Here is a 16038-nt window from a genome sequence, read left to right on the forward strand (position 1 = left end):
CGGAGGTTTAGAAAAATGACTTACAACTGGGACCTTATTGAGCGTTTGTTGCACGACGTGCAGAACGACGGCGTCAAATCCACAGCCACTGAATTTGAGACGCTGCTCAATCGCGGCTTTATCGAACCGCTTCCTCATGTGGAAGGCGGGGATGGTTCTACCTATATTCTTACCGCTCTCGGTGCAAGACTGCTGGCTTTGATCGACAGCAGCATTCCGGGTAACGATCATCCGCGTCAGGTGCTGAACGAGCAGGCAGGTGATCCTCTTGATCGATCGATCTTTGAAGAGATTGCTAAAAAGCCACAGATTGCCTGATACCAAGGATGCTCTGCGTGCCGATTCAAGACCGGACGCAGAGCGACCATAACTGCGCGCCAACGCGGAGCGCAGGTACGATAGTTATCTCGAGCGTTGTCGTTCCCCACGCCCGATCACTGCTGCGACTTCAGACAATCCAGGTCGGTGAAGTCCTTGCGCATGTCAGCGATGCGGCTCAGCAGGCGGGTTCGTTGCTCCGGCGTGCTCTGGGCAGTGATGTCTACCAGCAATGAGATGGCAGCCTTCTCGGTCTGGTCATAGGCCTTGCGGTACTCAGGCGTCCAGAACGTCTCGCGGTCCTGTAGCAGGGCAGCGATGCGCTGTGGGAAGTCGCTCGCCTGACGCTGTTGCACGGTCGCCAGAAACAGGTTCTGCCAGCGTGTGCGGTTGTCGATCCAGGCCTTGTTCTGCTCGCCGAGCGAGGCGGACCAGGCCTGAATTCGATCCTTCTGCACCTGATTCAATTTGCCGATCCATGGGGTCAGGCGTTTTTGCATGCGGTCGGCGCGCTCGGCAATCTGGCGTTCCAGCGGCTGGTCGAGGTATTTGTTCTCGCGCTTGCGCTGATCCTTGGCGAACGACTCCTGCATTTCCTGTACTTGCTTGTCGTCAAAGCGCGACAGCAGTTCCACAGCTGACGGGGTGATTTCCCGGGAGATCTTTGCTATCGCGTCTTTGGCCTCGCTGGTGCGGGCCTCAAGCCCTTCATAGGTCACACGGTCGTTCTTGACCATGTCCTCCAGCTTGTCCAGCCAGGCCAGGTATTCCGGGAGTTGCGTGCTGCAATGCCAGCTCAGGTGTTGCTTGAGGCGCACATCCAGCCAGCTTTTCTGCTCCGAGTTCATGTCCAGGTAGTCGCTGAGCGTCCACGGAATGATCACATCCAGATTGCGATACGCCAGCCCGACCTGATTGCATCCGGCAAGCAGCGATACGGTCATCAACAGGGTGATGAAGGCTTTCAACAGAGACGGCATGACAACTCCTTGGCGTACTGACGTGCAGTAGAGGAGTGTAATGGCTAGCAGTTCTACCCAGTTAGAGGGTTAAAAAAACGAACGCACGGCCTTGAGCGTGAACGTCCCTTCACAGCGTGCGTTGTGGCCGCTGTAGACGCTGCAATCGCCGCCGCTCAGGCTTGAACCGCTGTAGATGAGGTTCATGTCGATGCCCAGCCAGGGGCGTGACAGGTTCAGTGACCAGTCGTTGAAGCCGTTGATCAAACCGCCGTCAGCGGAAGATTGCGGGGTGTCGAACTGGTGGTTGGCGTACTGCATGCGCACTCCGACGCCCAATTGTTCGATGGCCCCCAGATCGACAAACACCGTGCTGTCACGCGTGCCCACATCGTTGCTGAACGCAGCACCAATGCGGCTGCTTTGCATTCGCAGCCCGGCATAGAATTCGTGACTGTCGATCTGGCTGGTGTCCGGGTAGCTGTAGCGAATCATCCCCAGCTCGTAACCGAGGGTGCTGTCGAACGGCTTCTTGAAGCCCATGTAGGAATCCAGTTCCATTCCCGTGTCGGAAGCGAAGCCCATGTTCGGCGCCCATTGGCCGAAGTAGAAGCCGCTCTCGTGGGTCAGGTCCAGCCCGCCATGAAAAGAACCCGAGCCGCCGCTGGGTGTTACCAGGCCTTGTGCCATGCTGCGCGTGGGGGTGGTGGCGAGCTTCAGGTCGAAAGCACCCAGGTCCCGCTCCAGAACCTGGGCAGAGACGGACTGACAGACAAACAGGGCGCCGATAAACAACGCGTGTAAGCGATGGCTGAGCATGGCTCACTCCTTGATTTGCGAGGAGTGTGGTCAGGAATGGCGTATCGAAAATGGCTCAGGAGCCAGACACAAGCCGCGTGCTAGAGCCCTGCAAGGATACCGGCGAAATCGTCTTTAAACAGACCGTTCATCGATTTGCCGATTATTGAGTGGCAGCGGTGGTCTGCGCGGGCGGAATGACCAACCCTCGAATCACCACCAGCGCCTGGGTGAACGACGGATAACCGCTCTTGGCGACGTCCAGTTCGGCGTACTCGGCCTGATAATGCTGAGACAGTTTCGGGTCGCTGATGCTCAGTTGCTGAGAGAGCAGGGCGATGGCCAAGGGGTGCTTGTTCTTTGCGGCGGTCTGCAGCAAGTCTATGACCCGGTCCTGATCCGCCTGCTGACGAATCAGCAGCACGGCCTCGTAGAACTCGGCCTCACCCGAGGCATCGTCAAGGCCGGCACGGCGCAGTATGGCTTCGGCCAGCTCGTAGTTCTCGCGGTTGTCTTCGCTGATCAGCAACTTGGCCTGGAGCATGTCGTTCTGGTACAGCAAATGCTCGGCCCGGCAGGAACTGTCAGCGAGCTGGCTGCCATTGGGACCGTTTTCGCAATGATGCGATGCGCAGCCGCCAAGGTAGACAAGTGCGCCGAAAAGCATCCAGTTCTTCATTCGAGCATTCCACAAAGGAGATAGCGTCCAGAGCGTGATCCAGCTCGTGGTCATAGTGATATCAGAGGAGAGAGTAGCAGCGTGGCCGGAAGAATATCCAGCGAAGGATGGTCAATCTAGCGCCTTGAGCGTCAAGGCGCATAGAGATCGACAGGTAAAACGCGGTTTTACTTTTTACCGAGATTGATCTGCTTGGACGGTGCGAAGGTCTGGCCACTCACGCCTTTGGCAATTTGCTGGATTTCGCCGCCGGATTTCAGGAAAGCCGCGATTTGCGCGTTGATCGAGTCGCTCGTTTCAACGGCTGGGGCGGGTTTGGCTTTCGAGTGGGATGCTTTGATACGCATGGCTGCCATTTACCTTCATAAACGTAATACGGCCAGCCAGAATACAGGAAATGCTTGATTGTTGCTTGGCAAATATGGCATCCGCTCGAGGCAGGCGTGCGCGGCTGACAGTTCTGCTCGTGACGCTGAAAAAATTCAACTCTTTGTTTTAAAGGGGATTTTAAGTTATCGAGTATCCGAGCTCACAGCGCCGGGTGATTTGTCAGGGGCGAGGAACCTGACGAATGGAAGCCGTGTTGATGCCGGTTACCACGCAACGCGAACCCGGACAGAAACTCGGGTAGAATGCCGCCCACGTAATGAGGGTATCTGGAAATGGCTTTAATCGGGCGCTACAACAGCTTGCAAATCGTCAAGCACACTAACTTCGGTCTGTACCTGGACGGAGCGCAGGATGGCGAAATCCTGCTGCCCAATCGGTACATCCCCAAGGATGTGCCGACCGAAGATGAAGACTGGCTCAATGTGTTCATCTACCTGGACAGCGAAGACAAGCTGATCGCCACCACTGAGAAACCCAAGGTGCAGGTCGGCGAGTTTGCCAGCCTCAAGGTGGTTGAAGTCAACAGCATCGGCGTGTTCCTGGACTGGGGCCTGCCCAAGGACCTGCTGCTGCCTTACTCCGAAGAGAAGCGCACCCTGCAGGCTGGCGAGTATTGCGTGGTTCACGTCTATCTCGACAAACACACGCGCCGCATCACCGCCACTGCACGTCTGGATCGCTATCTGGACAAGACGCCTGCCAACTACAGCGTGGGCCAGGAAGTCGACCTGCTGGTGGCTGAAGCGACCGACATGGGCTTCAAGGCGATCATCAACAACAAGCACTGGGGCCTGATTCACAAGAACGAAGTGTTCAAGTTCATGCGCGCCGGCAAGCAGGAAAAAGGCTACATCAAGGAAATCCGTAGCGACGGCAATATCAGCCTGAGCCTACAGCCGGTGGGCGCAGAAGCGGCCAGCAGCCTTAACACAAAAATCCTCTCCAAACTGCGCGAGAACAACGGCACCTTGCCCGTCAGCGACAAGAGCGACCCGCAAGTCATCAGCGGCTTGTTCGGCGTCAGCAAAGGCAACTTCAAGAAAGCCATCGGGGCGTTGTACAAACAGGGTCAGATCGTGATTCACGCTGACCGCATCGACCTGGTCTGATACATCGCCCAGTCCTGGATAGCTGAGCGCCGCGGCTGCGCGCTCAGGGTTATGGTTATACAGAAACCTGACTGACTCTTGTGCCGATGCTCTGCGTCACATCTGTGCAGCAACACAACGGCATGCCTTGCCCGTACTCACTGCACATAAACGAAAGCGCTTTTTTATCGCGGTATCACTGGCGACGCAGAGTGCGACGTAAGTGGCAGGGCGAAGGAACCCGACGAAGTCGGGCCGGAAACGGAGCGTGGGGGTTGGTTACTTCGGCCCCATCAAAGTAACTCGCCGAGGGGCGAAAAGGTGACTCAAGTAGAGCCGAAATCTCACTGAATCGCAGAGCTGTGTGACGCAGAGCGTCACGAAATGCATTACCACGCGGAGCGTGGGAACGAGAAAATACGGTACACCGTATGCATCGGTTTCAGGGCCGCTTCGCAGCCGCCGTAACCTCCGAAAGCTCCCACGCCCTCCAGGCAGAAGCCTGCCATCACCCACCCTTTCATACCCCTCTTGAAAGTCTCATTAGCGCTTTCTGCAAAAATGTACCCCAAGCCGCCCGCATTCTGGCGAACACTGCGGGTCATACCCTCATGCGGGCCTTTCCGAGCCCGGAATCTGACCAAGGGCGCCCTATGAAAAAAATACTGACGGCTTACATCGGCACGCTGCTGGCGTTTCTGATCCTCGACGGCTTATGGCTGGGCGTACTCATGGGGCCGACCTACCGAGAATGGCTCGGGCCGCTGATGCTGGCCACACCCGTATTGGGCCCTGCGATTGCGTTTTATCTGCTCTACGGCGCGGGTGTGGTGGTGTTCGGCGTGATGCCAGCCGTCAGGGAGCAGCGCTTGAGCCGCGCGACCCTGTTCAGTGGTCTGCTGGGGCTGGTTGCCTACGGCACCTACGACCTGACCAACTGGGCGACGTTGCAGGGCTGGCCTGCGCAACTGGCGCTGGTAGATCTCGCGTGGGGCACGGTGGTGTCGGCACTGGCCGGCACGGCAGGGTATCTGGCCGTTCGACGCTTCGGCGGTTAGAGGAAAACTGCCTGCACAATGAAAGTCGCTGACCGGCGACTTCCACGGGCAACCGTCACAACATCAGGTCAGTTCTGCAAGAAGCCGGCAAAACCCAGCGTGCTGCCCTTGGGGCGCATGTCCTTGAGGAACGAGTCCTTGTCGGCGCTCAACTCCAGGCTGACCGTCGGTTTGCGCTTGTCTGCGTTGCGTACCTCAAGGCCTTCCATGTGGTCACGCATGAACACAGTGGTCACTTTCAGGTGCAGCAACTGGTCAGTCTGGGGCGTGTGCAGCAGCAGGTGCAACCACTCGTACTGGCCTACTTGCAGGCGCGGAACCGGCAGGTCGAACCACCAGATGTTGCGTTTGGGGTCGAGCACTGCGAAGTGTGTGTTGTTGACGCCGAGCACTGCGCCGCCCAGCTCCTGGTTTCTGCGTGCAATGGCCAGCTTTTTATCGAGTTTCATAGCGTTCCTGAGAATCGGATTGTTCAGCCTGTCGGCAGTGCCGGACACCTGTGCGGCGCATTCTCGCACAAAGTCCGTCACAAACTCGCCGCGAGCGATTGAAATGCCGCTTCGGCGGCCAGCGGACGGGCGGCATCACGAGGCTCAAAAATACTTGAAACTCTTCGCAATCGAGGCAGGTCAATCATTTTGTCGAGTACGACATCCGATTCCAGCGCGGTCTTCAGACCCAGGAGATTTTCGATGAGCAGCACCAGCGATAAAGTCAAAGGCATGGCCAACGAAGCAGTGGGCAACGTCAAGCAAGCTGTTGGCAAGGCTACCGATAACACTAAGTTGCAGGCTGAAGGCAAGGCGCAAGAGCTCAAAGGCGAAGGCCAGCAGGCTAAAGGCGAAGTGAAAGACGCCGTCAAGAAAGGCGTCGACAAGGTGTGAATCGACGGTTCCCGGCACATTCAGGCCGGGAATACGCCACGCCGATAACGGTCATCCCAGGATGGCCGTTATGCTTTCTGCTCTGCGAGACTGAAACCTTTCACGACCTGCCCAGTCAATGTGCCATCGGTGTTTGCATGTCGCTTTGAACAGCTTGGCGTGTGATGCAGGAAATACCGGTCTTCAGGATGTAAGGTGTTCCAGTTAGGGAGCGAGAGGAAGCGCCATGATTTTCCCCCATTTGCGTCAACTGCGAGTCAGCAAAGTGCTGTTGCGCACCGTCAATGAGTTTCTTGACGACGAGATGTCCACCTACGCTTCGGCACTGGCTTACCAGATGCTGTTTTCGTTGTTCCCGTTTCTGCTGTTTCTGATCGCCTTGATCGGTTTTCTGCATCTGCCTGACTTTTTCTCGTGGCTGCGCCTGCAATCCGAGTTGGTCCTGCCCCCGCAGGCCTTGGAGCAGGTCAACCCGGTCATTGACCAGTTGCAGCAATCCAAGGGCGGCTTGCTGTCGATCGGTATCGTGATCGCTTTGTGGACCGCTTCGGCGGGTGTGCGCCTGATGATGAGCGCCATGAACGCTGCCTATGATGTGGTTGAAGGACGCCCTATCTGGAAACGCTTTCCGCTGTCGATTCTCTACACCGTCGGTATTGCCGGCATGTTGCTCGCAGCAGCGGCATTCATGGTGCTCGGCCCGCAGGTGATGAACTGGATCGCGGCGCAGATCGGCATGGAAGACTTTATTGTCACGTTGTGGACCATCCTGCGCTGGCCGGCAATCATCCTGCTATTGATGGTCGCTGTGGCGTTGATCTACTACGTGATGCCTGACGTGAAACAAGAGTTTCGTTTCATCACGCCCGGCTCGGTGCTGGCCGTGGTGGTGTGGATTGTCGCCTCGCTGGCATTCGGCTTCTACGTCAAGACGTTTGCCGACTACAACGCCATGTACGGCAGCATTGGTGCGATCATTGTGCTGTTGCTGTACTTTTATATTTCCGCTGCCGTGCTGTTGCTGGGGGCGGAAATGAATGCGGTGATCGAGCACATGTCCGCAGAAGGCAAGGAAGCAGGCGAGAAAGAACCGGGCGACGGCCTGGGTGACGAGCAGAACGAAGCGGGCGGCAAGCAGCACGTTTCCGGCCTGGGCCGCGATCATTCAGTGCCATTGCCGAAGGCTGACGAAACCTGATCACTATCTGTGGCAAGATCGCGTTTTACCCGAAGGGCAGGCAGCCATGATCCGTAACATCCTGAAGATGGGCGATGAGCGCTTGTTGCGCATCGCCCCGCCGGTTCCCGCAGAAATGTTCGGCAGCAGTGAGCTTGAGACGCTGATTGCCGACATGTTCGAGACCATGCACAGCGTGGGCGGAGTGGGCCTGGCGGCACCGCAGATCGGCATTGATCTGCAGTTGGTGATTTTCGGTTTTGAACGCAGCGAGCGTTATCCCCAGGCCGAAGCCGTCCCCCAGACCATCCTCCTCAACCCGTTGATTACCCCATTGCATCCTGGCGTTGAAGAGGGCTGGGAAGGCTGTTTGTCGGTGCCAGGGTTACGTGGCATGGTGGACCGTTATCAGAGCATCCGTTATGAAGGTTTTGACCCGGACGGTCAGCCGATCGAACGCATCGCTCACGGTTTTCACGCGCGGGTTGTCCAGCATGAATGCGATCATCTGATCGGTCGGCTGTACCCGTCGCGCATTACTGATTTCAGCAAATTCGGCTTCATGGACGTGATGTTTCCGGACATGGACCCCAATGCGGATGAATGATCGCTCGTGCGCTGCGCAAACCCGCTAGGCTTCCCGATGCAGCGCCACCAAAGGTTTGCTGCGGCTGTAACGCATCAATCGTTCGCCCAGCGCCTGCGGTAGACGCTGCGCCGTTTCAAACCCTGCCAGTCGATAAAAACCTTGCAGGTCGGGATGGCAAAACAACCAGACCGGGCCTGACAGGGGCAGCAGTGCGGCGTCGATCAAACGTTGCGCGACTGCATTGCCACGTAACGGTGGCGCCACGAACAGCCCGGTCAGCCAGTGACCGTCCGCCACGGGCGTAAGGCACAAGGCACCGATGATTTCTTCCTGCTTCGCAACCCAGGCCTGCCCTTTGCTGGCTGCGCGCATTGACGACTGGTGTTCGCGATAGAACTTGCCCAGCAGCGGGCGGCAGGCATCGGGTAACAGGCAAAACTGGATTTCGGGCATCGCAAGCGGGCTCGACGGCGCGGATTGAAGGGTTCGCATCATACAGAGGCCCACGTCGTTACAACTAATCGTAGCGCGCTGATGTCGATAGTTTCAGAGACGATTTTTCCCGCGCCATTCGAGGTGAGCATGAGAATACTGATACGACTGCTGAGTTGTTCACTGCTGGCGCTGGGACTGGCCAGTGCGCCTGCGATGTCTGCTGAAAAAGCCAGGCCGATCCAGTTTGGCGCACTGACCTGGGAAAGCGGCAGCCTGATCACCGAAGTGCTGCGCACCATCGTCGAGAAGGGCTATGGCTACCCGACCGACACCTTGCCCGGCAGCACCGTCAGCCTGGAAACCGCTCTGGCAAAGAACGACATCCAGGTGATTGCCGAAGAGTGGACCGGACGCAGCCCGGTGTGGGTCAAGGCCGAGGCTGAAGGCAAGGTGTTGGGGCTGGGCGATATCGTCAAGCACGCAGACGAAGGCTGGTGGGTGCCTGAGTATGTGATCAAGGGCGATGCCGCCAAAGGCATCAAGCCGATGGCGCCCGAGTTGAAGACGGTTGAGGATCTGGCACGCTACAAGGATGTCTTCAAAGACCCGGAGTCGCCTGAAAAAGGCCGCTTCCTCAACAGCCCGAGCGGCTGGACCTCAGAGATCGTCAATACGCAAAAGCTCAAGGCTTATGGCCTCAACGACAGCTTCGTCAACTTTCGCACAGGTTCGGGGGCAGCGCTGGATGCCGAGGTGGCAGCGGCCATCCGCCTTGGCAAGCCGGTGCTGTTTTACTACTGGTCGCCAACACCGCTGTTGGGCACTTATAAGTTCATCAAGCTGCAAGAGCCAGCCTTCGACGCTGAAGCCTGGAAAACCCTGACCGACGCCAGTAACCCCAATCCGCGGGGCACGTCCTCGCTGGCCGCGACCTTGTCCATTGGTGTGTCCGCAGAATTCAGCAAGCAGTACCCGGAACTGGTGAGTGTCTTCAAACAGGTCGATTTCCCGATCGGCCTGCTCAACCAGACGCTCAGTGACATGAGCAAGAAGCATGAAGATCCCAAGGTCGCTGCCACCAGGTTCCTCAAGCAGAACCCTGACGTCTGGAAAACCTGGTTGCCTGCCGATGTTGCCAGTCGGGTCAGTGCAGCCCTTTGACCGAGGCTGTTGGATGATGACAGATCTGGCATAGCTGATAGCGTCATCAATGACCGGTATGCGACCTGTCAGGTGGTCATGGCTTGCCAAACTGTTAGGCTCAAGGTTCAGTCGATTCATGCTCAGGAGGAGCCATGACTGATCACATTCATGGCTCGCGCAAAGCGTGGCAGGCCGGTCTGGCGTTGATCGTCTGCCTGTGTGTGGACTCCATGCACCCGGCAGGCGCCGAGGAGGTCGATGACACGGCGCTGGCGCTGGTGGAGCAGCGAAAGCTCGGTGAAGGTTTGGCCTGGCTGGGCTATCAGGGTGCCTCGCGCACGGTGACATTTGCCAGTATTGTGCAGGCAGTCGGCAAGACCGAAGCGCAGGAACTGGTGCAAAGGGAGTTACAGCGTTTGCAGCCTGATTATCAGACCCAGTGGGATCGTAATCTGGCTGCAGCGTATGCACGCTCCTTCACTGCCGAAGAGTTGCGCTTGCTCAATGAAGGTAATGACTCGCCGTCGCTGGCGAACAGATTCCGGGTCAGAAACACTCAGGTCAGTGCCGACATGAAAGCCCGTTCCTCGGAACTGCTGGGACAATTCGTAAGCCGAGCGCTCGGCAATGCCCAGGCGGCGTTGCAGCGTTGATCGATTTATTTTCTGAAGAGATGAGGCACAAACATGGACGCATTCATGCAGGCTGCAATCGATGAGGCGCAACTGGGGCTGGATGAAGGCGGAATCCCCATCGGCTCGGTCATCGTTCACGCAGGCAAGATCATCGGCCGGGGCCATAACCGCCGGGTGCAAGAGGGCAGTGCCACACGACATGGCGAGATGGACGCACTGGAGAACGCCGGTCGTCAACCCGCCAGCGTGTACCGTGAAGCGGTGCTCTACACCACGCTGTCCCCTTGCGCGATGTGCAGTGGCGCAATTTTGCTTTACGGCATTCGCAAAGTAATCGTTGGCGAAAACCATTCATTCATGGGTGAGGAAGAACTGCTGCGTTCGCGCGGTGTGCAGATCGAGGTGCTTGATAACGAACGCTGCAAGCACATGATGCAAGGTTTCATCGCCGACAAGCCCGAACTGTGGAACGAAGACATCGGCGAGTAAGGCGCTGGTCGCTAGGCATGGATCAGGCCAGCTCTTGTGCCAACTTGTGCGGGGCGGTTCAACCTGCGTTGGCACGCCTTTGGTGACATTCTGCGTCACACCTCTGTTGCGGCACCCGGAAGTATTCTTGACCGTGACAACCGCAACGGTCATTAATCTTCTTCAAACTCCGGCCCTAAAATTCTGTTTGTGCCACTAGTGTGCCTTTAACGGTGATAATCTCCTCTCATCATCATGACTGCATGCACACCAAGCCGGTGGCGTGGCTATTTTCGGAGCCCGATATGTCGGTCCAACAGCGCAATAACGTCAACATCATGGGCGATGGACCGGCCACTCTGATTTTTGCTCATGGATTTGGCTGCGATCAGCACATGTGGCGTTTTATGGCGCCTCACTTTGCCGAGCGCTTCAAGGTTGTGCTCTTTGACCTGGTGGGCAGCGGCAACTCCGATGTGTCGGCCTGGTACCCGCACAAATACGCCTCGCTCAAGGGCTACGCCACTGACTTGCTGGAACTGGCCGACGAGTTCGCCGGAACCGGGCCGGTGGTGCATATCGGTCACTCGGTCAGTTGCATGATCGCCGTGCTCGCCGAGCTTCAGTCGCCAAGCCGGTTCGACAGCCACATCATGGTCGGTCCTTCGCCTCACTACCTCAACGACGGCGATTACCTGGGCGGTTTTACCCGCGCTGACGTGGACTCGCTGCTGGAAACCCTGGAAAGCAATTACCTGGGCTGGGCCAGCACCATGGCGCCGACGTTGATGGGGGCTGGCGACCGGCCGGAACTGAGCGAAGAACTCGCCAGCAGTTTTTGTCGCACCAATGCCGAAATCGCCAAGCAGTTTGCTCGCGTGACGTTCCTCTCCGACCATCGTGCCGATGTTGCGCGATTCAACAGCAGGACGCTCATTTTGCAAAGCAGCGACGATCTGGTCGTGCCAGTGCAGGTCGGCGAGTATCTGCACCATGTGATCGCCGACAGCGCCTTGCACATGATCGACAACGTCGGGCATTACCCGCACATGAGTGCGCCGCAAGAGTGTATTACGGCCATGAATCTGTTTCTGGCACCTTACGAGAGCCCTGATCATGCTGCTTGAGCAGGAGAGTCTGCCGGCAACAGGCGAGCTGTACGAACATGCAGCCTGCGGCCTGCTGGTGACGTTGCCCAATGGCACGATAGAACGTGCCAATCTGACCTTCTGCCGCTGGCTGGGGCTGGAGCGCGAGGCGGTGATCGGCCGACGCTTCCAGGACCTGTTGAATCTGGCAGGCAAAGTCTTTCTGCAAACACATTGGGCACCGCTGTTGCAGACCCAAGGATCGATTGCCGAAGTCAAAGTCGAGCTGATCCACGCCGATGGCCGCTCGGTGCCCATGATGCTCAACGCCATACGCCGTGAGTACCCGTCAGGGTTTCTGCACGAGGTGGCAGTGTTTCTGGCCGAGGAACGCAACAAGTACGAACGTGAATTGCTGGCCGCACGCAAGCTGGCCGAAGAGCTGCTGCAGCATCAGATGACGGTTCAGAGCGAGCTGACCTCGGCACGCAACCGCCTGCGTCTGGCCCACGCCGAGGCAGAAATACGAGCGATTTTTGCCGAACAGATGATCGGTATTGTCAGTCACGACCTGCGCAATCCGCTGGCGGCGATCAAGATGGCTGCCGGGCTGCTGGAGCGTACCAAGCTCGAGTCGCGGCAGGAGCGCATTCTGGGGCATATCCATCATTCCACCGACCGTGCCGAGCGCATGATTGTCGATCTGCTGGACTTCACCCATGCCCGTGTCGGCAGCGGCATCACCGTGGTCCCTCAGCTTATCGACCTGCACGCGGTTGTCGCCCGAGGTGTGGAGGAGCTGCGTCAGGTGTTCCCCCACCGTGTGTTGGTTCATCGCAGCGAGGGGCAGGGCGCGTGCTCGGCTGACCCTGATCGTCTGTTGCAGGTGCTCGGTAATCTGGTCAGCAACGCTGTCAATTATGGCGAAGATGGCAGCGATATTCTGATTACCTCATCGTTCGAGACTTACCTCATCAAGTTGTCGGTGCACAATTTCGGCGAGCCGATACCGCTGGAAAAAGTCGACGATCTCTACGAGCCCGTGATGCATGTGGTCAGCGACAGCGATGAAACCAGAACCGTCGGTCTGGGTTTGTTCATCGTCCGCGAGATTATTCGGGCACACCTGGGCGAGATAACGGTTAGTTCTTCGACCGACGCGGGCACAACCTTCACAGTCGCCTTTCCGCGTCCGGTTGTATGACTGGACGCCTTCTGCAACGGCAGTTGTGCCCGGTGAGGTAATCTTCAAAGAGGCCGATCCCGAGCGCACAAATAGCATCAAGCACGTAGAATGTCGTCCTGCGCCATCACCTCCAGGCTAAAACAGGTCCTACATGCGGCAATCCATTTCAAATGATGTAGCCACAATCAGCCGGATCAGCGCGGTGCCGGCGATTCTGCAAGTCATTACCGAATCCACCGGCCTGGGTTTCGCGGCAGTGGCGCGCGTCACCGAAGACTCCTGGACGGCCTGCGCGGTCCTGGACAACCTCGGTTTTGGTTTGAAGCCTGGTGGTGAGCTGGAGCTGATCAGTACGATCTGCCACGAGATACGCGCCTCTCATAAGCCGGTGGTGATCGATCATGTCGCTGAGGACGAGCTGTTCTGCGCGCATCACACACCGCGTCGCTACAACTTCCAGAGCTACATATCGATACCCATTTTTCTCACCGATGGCAGTTTTTTCGGCACCATCTGTGCGCTCGATCCCAAGCCCGCCAAGCTGACCGGCACGCCTATCGAGGCGATGATGGTGTCGTTCGCGCGCCTTCTGGCGCTGCAGATCGAGGCCGAAGAGAACATGCAGCGTGTGCAGGCCGATCTTCTGGCCGAGCGCGAAGTGGCTGAGCTGCGTGATCAATTCATCGCCGTTCTGGGGCATGACCTGCGCAATCCGCTGTTTGCCATCAATGCGAGTGCCGAGCTGTTACTGCGCCGCCCGCTGGATGACAAGACGTTGCAGGTCGCTCAGCACATCCTGACGTCGGGCCAGCGTGCCTCGCAACTGGTCGATGACGTGCTTGATTTCGCCCGTGGTCGTATGGGGCATGGCATTCCGTTGAGCATTCACGACGCCCATGGCCTGGACAAAACGCTTGAGCATGTGGTGTCTGAGATACAGCGTGTGCACCCCTCCCGACTGATTCGTTCGAATATCGGGGCGCTGGAGCTCATTCGCTGTGACCATGAGCGGATCGCGCAACTGCTGTCCAATCTGGTCTCCAACGCGATCACCCACGGCGCCTCTGACAGCTCGGTCGAGGTGGCCGCCGGGGTGCTCGGCGACAGGTTTGTGCTCAGCGTTGCCAATCAGGGTGAGCCGATCCCCGAGTCAATGCGTTCGCAGCTGTTTCTGCCGTACTCACGGCCGATCACTAACGAGCCGCAGGCCGGGCTGGGGCTGGGTTTGTATATCGCCAGCGAGATAGCGCAGGCTCACGGCGGCACGCTTGACGTGTGCTCGACGCAGGAAGGTGGCACCGTATTCACCTTCAGCATGCCGCTGAAGCCGAGCAGCACCTGCCCGCACGCCGAAGACCTGTGACCGCATAGCGGGCACTTCAGGCCCCTGCAGAAACAAGACCACGGCCCGCATCTCGTTCTCCAGCGTATCGGGCTTTGACCATCCTTGTTACAAACTTGCGCATCGCTTTACTTGCTCATCGTCAGTGTCGGGTCGAACCTGAAGCCTCGATTGCCATCAAAGGCCTGGGTCTCCATCGTTACCCGGAGCCTTCACCTGTACCAAGAGGTATGTGATGAACAGTTTTATGCGCAATCTTATTGCAGGCGCGCTCGTTGCGTTGTCGGGCGTCAGTGCCATTCAGGCACAGACCCTGCCGAACAGCACCCTCAATAACGGTGCCAGCAGCAACCCCTACAACAGCTCGATCAAGCGTTCCAACCCCAACAGCCGTCAGGGCACCGAATCGAGCGTGCCGCGCGCTCCTGGCCCCAACATTGCGCCACCCGTGCGCAAGCCTACGCTGGAGAACGGCGGTATCGGTAACGGTTACCCGACGCGTCAGACCTCGCCGCGACCGTCTACACCGACCACAGACCCCAAACGCGCCAACTGAATGTTCAACATTTTCAACCCAACGAGCCCGTTGACTGACGGGACGTCGACCCAATGCATAAGGAAACGCCCATGCTTAAAAAAAACCTGATCGCGACATGGTGTACAGCGGCCATTCTGAGCCTGCCGATGACGGCGAGCGCCGCTACCGAGCAGTACAAAAGCGAGCTGGGCACATTGACTGTCAGTTCGGTGGCTGAAGGGCTGGACCATCCTTGGGGGCTGGCGTTTTTGCCTGACAAACAGGGCATGCTGGTGACCGAGCGTTCCGGCAACCTGCGCATCGTGTCGGCGGATGGCAAGCTGTCCAAGCCGCTTTCCGGCGTGCCTGAAGTCTGGGCGCGCAAGCAAGGTGGCCTGCTTGACGTCGTGCTGTCGCCAGACTTCGCCAAGGACCGAATGGTGTATCTGACCTACTCCGAAGGCAGCGGCAAGACCGCCGCCGAGGGTGATACTGCCGGTACGGCAGCGGGGCGTGGCCGTCTATCCAGAGACATGACTCGTCTGGAAGACTTTGAGGTGATCTTCCGCCAGCAGCCAAAACTGTCGATCGGCAATCACTTCGGCTCGCGAATGGTCTTTGATCGCGACGGTTACCTGTTTATCGCACTGGGCGAGAACAATGATCGCCCGACCGCGCAGGACCTGGACAAGCTGCAAGGCAAAGTTGTGCGTATCTACCCGGACGGCAGCGTGCCGAAAGACAACCCTTTTGTCGGTCAGAAAAACGTCCGGCCAGAGATCTGGTCTTACGGCCATCGCAACCAGCAGGGCGCAGCGCTCAACCCATGGACCGGCACATTGTGGACCAACGAGCACGGGCCCAAAGGCGGCGATGAGTTGAACATTATCGAGCGCGGTCAGAACTACGGCTGGCCAATCGCGACCCACGGCATCAATTATTCGGGCGAACCGATTCCTGAAGCCAAGGGCACGTTTGTCGAAGGCTTCAAAATACCGTTCCACGTCTGGGAAGTGTCACCGGGCATCAGCGGGATGGCGTTCTATGACCACAGCCTGTTCAAGGCATGGGATCACAGTCTGTTCATCGGTGCACTGGCGACTGAAGAACTGATCAGGCTGAAGTTCGAGGGTGACAAGATCGTTCATGAAGAACGACTGTTGAAAGACATGAAACAGCGGATACGCGATGTGCGTCAGGGACCGGATGGTTATGTGTACCTGTTGACCGATGACGACAAGGGAAGTGTATTGAAAGTCGGGCTGGCTAATTAATAAGTGTCAA

At 57.9% G+C, this 16038-nt stretch carries 21 protein-coding genes; 14 read left to right on the forward strand and 7 right to left on the reverse strand.

Features of this window, described 5'->3' with window-relative positions; translation table 11 throughout:
- The first annotated feature begins 15 nt into the window (after positions 1-15).
- Positions 16-318 carry a hypothetical protein gene (locus PSPTO_RS08300; protein WP_005767535.1) on the forward strand — a complete coding sequence of 101 codons (303 nt, stop codon included), beginning with the start codon at positions 16-18 and terminating at the stop codon, positions 316-318.
- 116 nt (positions 319-434) lie between these two features.
- Here PSPTO_RS08300 and PSPTO_RS08305 read toward each other — a convergent pair whose 3' ends face one another.
- The 4 genes from PSPTO_RS08305 to PSPTO_RS08320 all read right to left on the reverse strand — a co-directional run bounded on the left by PSPTO_RS08305 (position 435) and on the right by PSPTO_RS08320 (position 3110).
- On the reverse strand, positions 435-1298 hold the full coding sequence (locus tag PSPTO_RS08305) for a DUF6279 family lipoprotein (protein ID WP_011103617.1): 864 nt from the start codon (positions 1296-1298) through the stop codon (positions 435-437).
- 69 nt (positions 1299-1367) lie between these two features.
- Positions 1368-2096 (reverse strand): TorF family putative porin, encoded by a 729-nt coding sequence (locus tag PSPTO_RS08310; RefSeq protein ID WP_003382526.1) that lies wholly within the window; start codon positions 2094-2096, stop codon positions 1368-1370.
- Positions 2097-2238: 142 nt separating this feature from the next.
- Positions 2239-2754 carry a hypothetical protein gene (locus tag PSPTO_RS08315; protein WP_005767540.1) on the reverse strand — a complete coding sequence of 172 codons (516 nt, stop codon included), beginning with the start codon at positions 2752-2754 and terminating at the stop codon, positions 2239-2241.
- 167 nt (positions 2755-2921) lie between these two features.
- Complete coding sequence (locus PSPTO_RS08320) at positions 2922-3110, reverse strand: hypothetical protein (RefSeq protein ID WP_002554403.1); 189 nt, start codon at positions 3108-3110, stop codon at positions 2922-2924.
- 306 nt (positions 3111-3416) lie between these two features.
- Between PSPTO_RS08320 and PSPTO_RS08325 the strand changes: the two genes are divergently transcribed.
- A complete protein-coding gene (locus PSPTO_RS08325; protein ID WP_005740539.1) occupies positions 3417-4253 on the forward strand; it encodes a CvfB family protein in 837 nt (278 codons plus the stop codon).
- Positions 4254-4885: 632 nt separating this feature from the next.
- Positions 4886-5290, forward strand: coding sequence for a DUF2177 family protein (locus PSPTO_RS08330; protein ID WP_005767545.1), 405 nt, complete (start codon positions 4886-4888; stop codon positions 5288-5290).
- A gap of 68 nt (positions 5291-5358) precedes the next feature.
- Here the strand turns inward: PSPTO_RS08330 and PSPTO_RS08335 are convergent, their stop codons facing one another.
- Positions 5359-5739, reverse strand: coding sequence for a hypothetical protein (locus tag PSPTO_RS08335; RefSeq protein ID WP_003382533.1), 381 nt, complete (start codon positions 5737-5739; stop codon positions 5359-5361).
- A 77-nt stretch (positions 5740-5816) separates the two neighbouring features.
- Positions 5817-5993, reverse strand: a complete 177-nt coding sequence (locus tag PSPTO_RS08340) for a hypothetical protein (protein ID WP_226992687.1) — start codon at positions 5991-5993, stop codon at positions 5817-5819.
- Here PSPTO_RS08340 and PSPTO_RS08345 point away from each other — a divergent pair.
- The 3 genes from PSPTO_RS08345 to def all read left to right on the forward strand — a co-directional run bounded on the left by PSPTO_RS08345 (position 5983) and on the right by def (position 7958).
- A complete protein-coding gene (locus PSPTO_RS08345) occupies positions 5983-6174 on the forward strand; it encodes a CsbD family protein (RefSeq protein ID WP_005767547.1) in 192 nt (63 codons plus the stop codon). The genes PSPTO_RS08340 and PSPTO_RS08345 overlap by 11 nt on opposite strands.
- Positions 6175-6400: 226 nt before the next feature.
- Positions 6401-7372: a YihY/virulence factor BrkB family protein gene (locus PSPTO_RS08350; protein WP_005767549.1), complete on the forward strand. Its 972-nt coding sequence runs from the start codon at positions 6401-6403 to the stop codon at positions 7370-7372.
- 46 nt (positions 7373-7418) lie between these two features.
- Entirely contained in the window at positions 7419-7958 is a 540-nt protein-coding gene (gene def / locus PSPTO_RS08355) for a peptide deformylase (protein WP_007245711.1), read from the forward strand.
- Positions 7959-7982: 24 nt separating this feature from the next.
- On the opposite strand, the gene PSPTO_RS08360 is transcribed toward def, so the two are convergent.
- A complete protein-coding gene (locus tag PSPTO_RS08360) occupies positions 7983-8393 on the reverse strand; it encodes a GNAT family N-acetyltransferase (RefSeq protein WP_024667376.1) in 411 nt (136 codons plus the stop codon).
- Positions 8394-8522: 129 nt separating this feature from the next.
- Here PSPTO_RS08360 and PSPTO_RS08365 point away from each other — a divergent pair, with 129 nt between their 5' ends.
- The 8 genes from PSPTO_RS08365 to PSPTO_RS08400 all read left to right on the forward strand — a co-directional run bounded on the left by PSPTO_RS08365 (position 8523) and on the right by PSPTO_RS08400 (position 16028).
- A complete protein-coding gene (locus PSPTO_RS08365; RefSeq protein ID WP_011103622.1) occupies positions 8523-9536 on the forward strand; it encodes an ABC transporter substrate-binding protein in 1014 nt (337 codons plus the stop codon).
- A 134-nt stretch (positions 9537-9670) separates the two neighbouring features.
- Positions 9671-10171: a hypothetical protein gene (locus tag PSPTO_RS08370; protein WP_011103623.1), complete on the forward strand. Its 501-nt coding sequence runs from the start codon at positions 9671-9673 to the stop codon at positions 10169-10171.
- Positions 10172-10204: 33 nt separating this feature from the next.
- Positions 10205-10642: a nucleoside deaminase gene (locus tag PSPTO_RS08375; protein WP_005616222.1), complete on the forward strand. Its 438-nt coding sequence runs from the start codon at positions 10205-10207 to the stop codon at positions 10640-10642.
- Positions 10643-10926: 284 nt separating this feature from the next.
- Positions 10927-11748, forward strand: a complete 822-nt coding sequence (locus PSPTO_RS08380; RefSeq protein WP_011103625.1) for an alpha/beta fold hydrolase — start codon at positions 10927-10929, stop codon at positions 11746-11748.
- Complete coding sequence (locus PSPTO_RS08385; RefSeq protein ID WP_005767564.1) at positions 11738-12913, forward strand: PAS domain-containing sensor histidine kinase; 1176 nt, start codon at positions 11738-11740, stop codon at positions 12911-12913. The genes PSPTO_RS08380 and PSPTO_RS08385 overlap by 11 nt, the downstream gene beginning before the upstream one ends.
- A gap of 133 nt (positions 12914-13046) precedes the next feature.
- On the forward strand, positions 13047-14258 hold the full coding sequence (locus tag PSPTO_RS08390) for a GAF domain-containing sensor histidine kinase (protein ID WP_005767567.1): 1212 nt from the start codon (positions 13047-13049) through the stop codon (positions 14256-14258).
- A gap of 214 nt (positions 14259-14472) precedes the next feature.
- Positions 14473-14793: a hypothetical protein gene (locus PSPTO_RS08395; protein WP_011103626.1), complete on the forward strand. Its 321-nt coding sequence runs from the start codon at positions 14473-14475 to the stop codon at positions 14791-14793.
- 71 nt (positions 14794-14864) lie between these two features.
- Positions 14865-16028 carry a PQQ-dependent sugar dehydrogenase gene (locus PSPTO_RS08400; RefSeq protein WP_011103627.1) on the forward strand — a complete coding sequence of 388 codons (1164 nt, stop codon included), beginning with the start codon at positions 14865-14867 and terminating at the stop codon, positions 16026-16028.
- The last annotated feature ends 10 nt before the right edge of the window (positions 16029-16038 follow it).

Source organism: Pseudomonas syringae pv. tomato str. DC3000, assembly GCF_000007805.1.
Taxonomy (GTDB): domain Bacteria; phylum Pseudomonadota; class Gammaproteobacteria; order Pseudomonadales; family Pseudomonadaceae; genus Aquipseudomonas; species Aquipseudomonas avellanae.